Source organism: Moorena sp. SIO3I6, from assembly GCF_010672095.1.
Genome location: NZ_JAAHHU010000496.1, coordinates 1 through 3119 on the forward strand (window position 1 = coordinate 1; position 3119 = coordinate 3119).

The 3119-nt window shown below is 43.4% G+C and carries 6 protein-coding genes; 5 read left to right on the forward strand and 1 reads right to left on the reverse strand.

What is annotated here, in order from left to right:
• The 4 genes from F6K49_RS38535 to F6K49_RS38550 form a co-directional block, all read left to right on the forward strand.
• A partial coding sequence (locus F6K49_RS38535; RefSeq protein ID WP_293105682.1) for a sodium:solute symporter family protein occupies window positions 1-805 on the forward strand: 805 nt, incomplete at its 5' end.
• A complete protein-coding gene (locus F6K49_RS38540) occupies window positions 802-942 on the forward strand; it encodes a hypothetical protein (protein ID WP_293105711.1) in 141 nt (46 codons plus the stop codon). The genes F6K49_RS38535 and F6K49_RS38540, both read left to right, overlap by 4 nt.
• Before the next feature lie 221 nt (window positions 943-1163).
• Complete coding sequence (locus F6K49_RS38545) at window positions 1164-1388, forward strand: hypothetical protein (protein ID WP_293105713.1); 225 nt, start codon at window positions 1164-1166, stop codon at window positions 1386-1388.
• A gap of 1 nt (window position 1389) precedes the next feature.
• Window positions 1390-1950 carry a 3'-5' exonuclease gene (locus tag F6K49_RS38550; RefSeq protein WP_293105715.1) on the forward strand — a complete coding sequence of 187 codons (561 nt, stop codon included), beginning with the start codon at window positions 1390-1392 and terminating at the stop codon, window positions 1948-1950.
• On the opposite strand, the gene F6K49_RS38555 is transcribed toward F6K49_RS38550, so the two are convergent.
• On the reverse strand, window positions 1869-2084 hold the full coding sequence (locus F6K49_RS38555) for a hypothetical protein (protein WP_293105717.1): 216 nt from the start codon (window positions 2082-2084) through the stop codon (window positions 1869-1871). The genes F6K49_RS38550 and F6K49_RS38555 overlap by 82 nt on opposite strands.
• 176 nt (window positions 2085-2260) lie before the next feature.
• Here F6K49_RS38555 and F6K49_RS38560 point away from each other — a divergent pair, with 176 nt between their 5' ends.
• A complete protein-coding gene (locus F6K49_RS38560; protein WP_293105719.1) occupies window positions 2261-2809 on the forward strand; it encodes an RNA 2'-phosphotransferase in 549 nt (182 codons plus the stop codon).
• Window positions 2810-3119 lie beyond the last annotated feature (310 nt).

Genomic DNA, 3119 nt, shown 5'->3' on the forward strand with positions numbered 1-3119 from the left:
TGTCTACACCCTTAAACCTGAATTGTTTTCTCGACAGGGTATAGATAATTTTTTTACCTATCGTAAGTGGTTTAGCTTCATGATTCTCTGGATGCTTAGTGTTCCTATGTTTCCCCAGATGTTCATGAGATTTTATACCTCAAAAAATAGCAATTCCCTAAAAGTTTCGGTAGTGATTTATCCCCTAGTAAGCGCTATCATGTTTATTTGTCCGGTACTAATCGGAATGTGGGGACATATTTCCTTTTCTGACCTGACAGCAAAAGCATCTGATCAAGTGTTTCCGATGATGCTAGCAGAACATACACCAATCTGGCTAGCCTCTTTAGTGATGGTCGGAGCATTAGCTGCTTTGATGTCAACCTTAGACTCCCAGCTTTTGGCTCTCAGTTCCATGCTAACCAGAGATATTTATTTTGCTTATTTCCGTAAAACCGCTTCCCTAAAAGAACAAACCTTTGTTGGTAGACTACTGATTGTTTTATTGGCAATTATTGGTTTAATTATCGCCAAAAATCCCCCAGATACCATTACTGCGATCGCAACCCAAGCCTTTACCGGATTAGCAGTACTGTTTCCCACGGTAATTGCAGTATTGTATAGCAAAACTATTCATCCTCTAACCTGTATTGTATCGATTCTTGTGGGTGAAGCCGCAGTGATTGGCTTTCAGTTAGGGATTATTCCCAAAAGTCTTACCTTCGGTTTTCTGCCAGTTGTGCCTATTGTTGCCCTTTCCGCATTAATTATTATTGTCGGATCAATCAAGCCGATCCAGAGACTGGTTAATAGTAGTGAGTCTTGAGTGCGTCAGTGGTCAGTGGTCAGTGGTCAGCTATCAGCTATCAGCTATCAGCTATCAGCTATCAGCTATCAGCTATCAGCTATCAGCTATCAGTCATTGGCCAACGGCTGACGGCTGTTCGCGTAGCGTGCGCGTAGCGCATATGCTTACCTACTGAATCTGGAGTTGGAGAGTGTTGAGTAGACGTGCTTGCCCTATTTGTATTATAATGAATACAAATATATTACTGAGCTAAAAGCGTCTTGAAAACCTTGTAGGGGGGAAGCATTTCGGCAATCAGTGCAGGCTTAAACCCTAGTCAGTCTCTTCAAATACCTCCCTCTTACCAGCAGTAAAGAGACTACAAGGGACCCCAAGGGTGAACAACCTTCAAGCTGCCAACCTTCAACCTGCCAACCTTCAACCTGCCAACCTTCAAGCTGCCAACCTTCAACCTGCCAACCTTCAACCTTCAACAAACATCAACCTTCAACAAACATCAACCTTCAACAAACATCAACCTTCAACAAACATCAACCTTCAACAAACATCAACCTTCAACAACCTGCCAACCATAAACAAACATCAACTAGCCGGAGGCTAATATGTCCAAAAAACTCGACCAAATTCTTGTTGTGGATGTTGAAGCAACCTGTTGGCAAGGTAAGCCACCCCCAGGACAAGAAAATGAAATCATTGAAATTGGGATTTGTGTATTGGATGTTGTTTCTGGGAAGCCCCTGGAAAAAGATAGTATTTTGGTAAAACCAGAACGCTCAAGGGTCAGTGAATTTTGTACCAAACTAACTACATTAACCCAGGAGCAAGTTGACCAGGGAATTTCGTTTGTTGAAGCGTGTTCAATTCTACAGGATAAGTATTTATCTGCTCGGCGAGTGTGGGCAAGCTATGGGGATTATGATCGAAATCAATTTCAGAAACAGTGTACATCTCGCTTTTTGAGATATCCCTTCGGCACTAGACATATCAACATCAAGACCTTGTTTGCCATTAGTTATGCTTTGCCCCATGAAGTTGGTATGGCACAAGCTTTGGATTTGCTCAATCTACCGCTGGAAGGTACTCACCACCGGGGAGGAGATGATGCTTGGAATATTGGTTGGATCTTCTCAAGGTTACTTTCCCAATTAAGAACTACAGGATGATCTCGACTAGACTTGTTCCAGAAGTCGGGAATCGGGAATCGGGAATCGGGAATCGGGAATCGGGAATCGGGAATCGGGAATCGGGAATCGGGAATCGGGAATCGGGAATCGGGAATTTGGAGGGTGAATCTCATATTTGTCAATAAGAAGGGTAAAAGTTGGAAGTCTGGGAATTTTATTATAATTTTTGTCTAATTTCAAAAGCGAGATGCACCCCTCTTAGCTCTTACCTATTCCCTATTCCCTGTTCCCTGTTCCCTAAAAAAAGCTAAATATGTACGTAAACATTGTCGCAAACGGCTATATAAATATGAATCCGTCTCGGTTAATAAAAATTAGTAAATATTTAAGTAAACATCTTCGGCACCAGCCTCAGAGAATTGGAATCACACTCGCTCCTGGTGGCTGGGTTGGTGTTGAGGAACTACTGGCAGCTTGTAAAAAGCATTCTTTTCGGATCAGCCGTGCTGATTTAAATGAAGTAGTTGCCAAAAATGACAAGAAGCGCTTTTCTTTCGACTCCACAGGTACCCGAATTCGTGCCAATCAAGGCCATACGGTCAAAGTCGATTTGCAACTAGAAGTTCTGGTTCCACCAGATTTCCTTTATCACGGTACCGGTCACCGGGCAGTTGAGTCAATTCTGCGCCAAGGTTTGTGTAAAATGTCGCGACACCATGTCCATTTATCGACGGATATAGCAACTGCCAGAAAAGTGGGAGCAAGGCATGGTCGCCCTGTGGTTTTTGCCATTGATGCCGCAGCTATGCACAAAGCCGGTTACAGCTTCTATTGTTCGGATAATGGCATTTGGTTAGTCGATTGGGTATCGCCAGAGTATTTAGCAGTGTACATTTAAGTCAAAATGTCATCGACAAGGTGAGAAAAAGCATAAAAGCTGTAGATGATCAACAGGATAGCCATTACCTGCACCATACGGGAATTAGAGGAAGGCATGGTTATACCCCTTACCCACATGGATACAGCTGCTCCCATGGCAAAGCTAGAACTGAGTACCAGATAGGGCCAGTCATCGGTATAATATCCCCAGGTGGCTAGTAAAGCGGAAAGGCTGAGAGCTAAGTGCGACGCACTTTACGCCCCCCCTAATTTGGGACGCATCCCTTTTAGATTTGAGAATGGACTTGCTCAGTTAGTTGGGCAAGTTT

Coding starts and splice junctions, on each gene's coding strand:
- F6K49_RS38555 (WP_293105717.1), bottom strand. CDS start 2,084: ATGAGATTCACCCTCCAAATTCCCGATTCCCGATTCCCGATTCCCGAT.
- F6K49_RS38550 (WP_293105715.1), top strand. CDS start 1,390: ATGTCCAAAAAACTCGACCAAATTCTTGTTGTGGATGTTGAAGCAACC.
- F6K49_RS38560 (WP_293105719.1), top strand. CDS start 2,261: ATGAATCCGTCTCGGTTAATAAAAATTAGTAAATATTTAAGTAAACAT.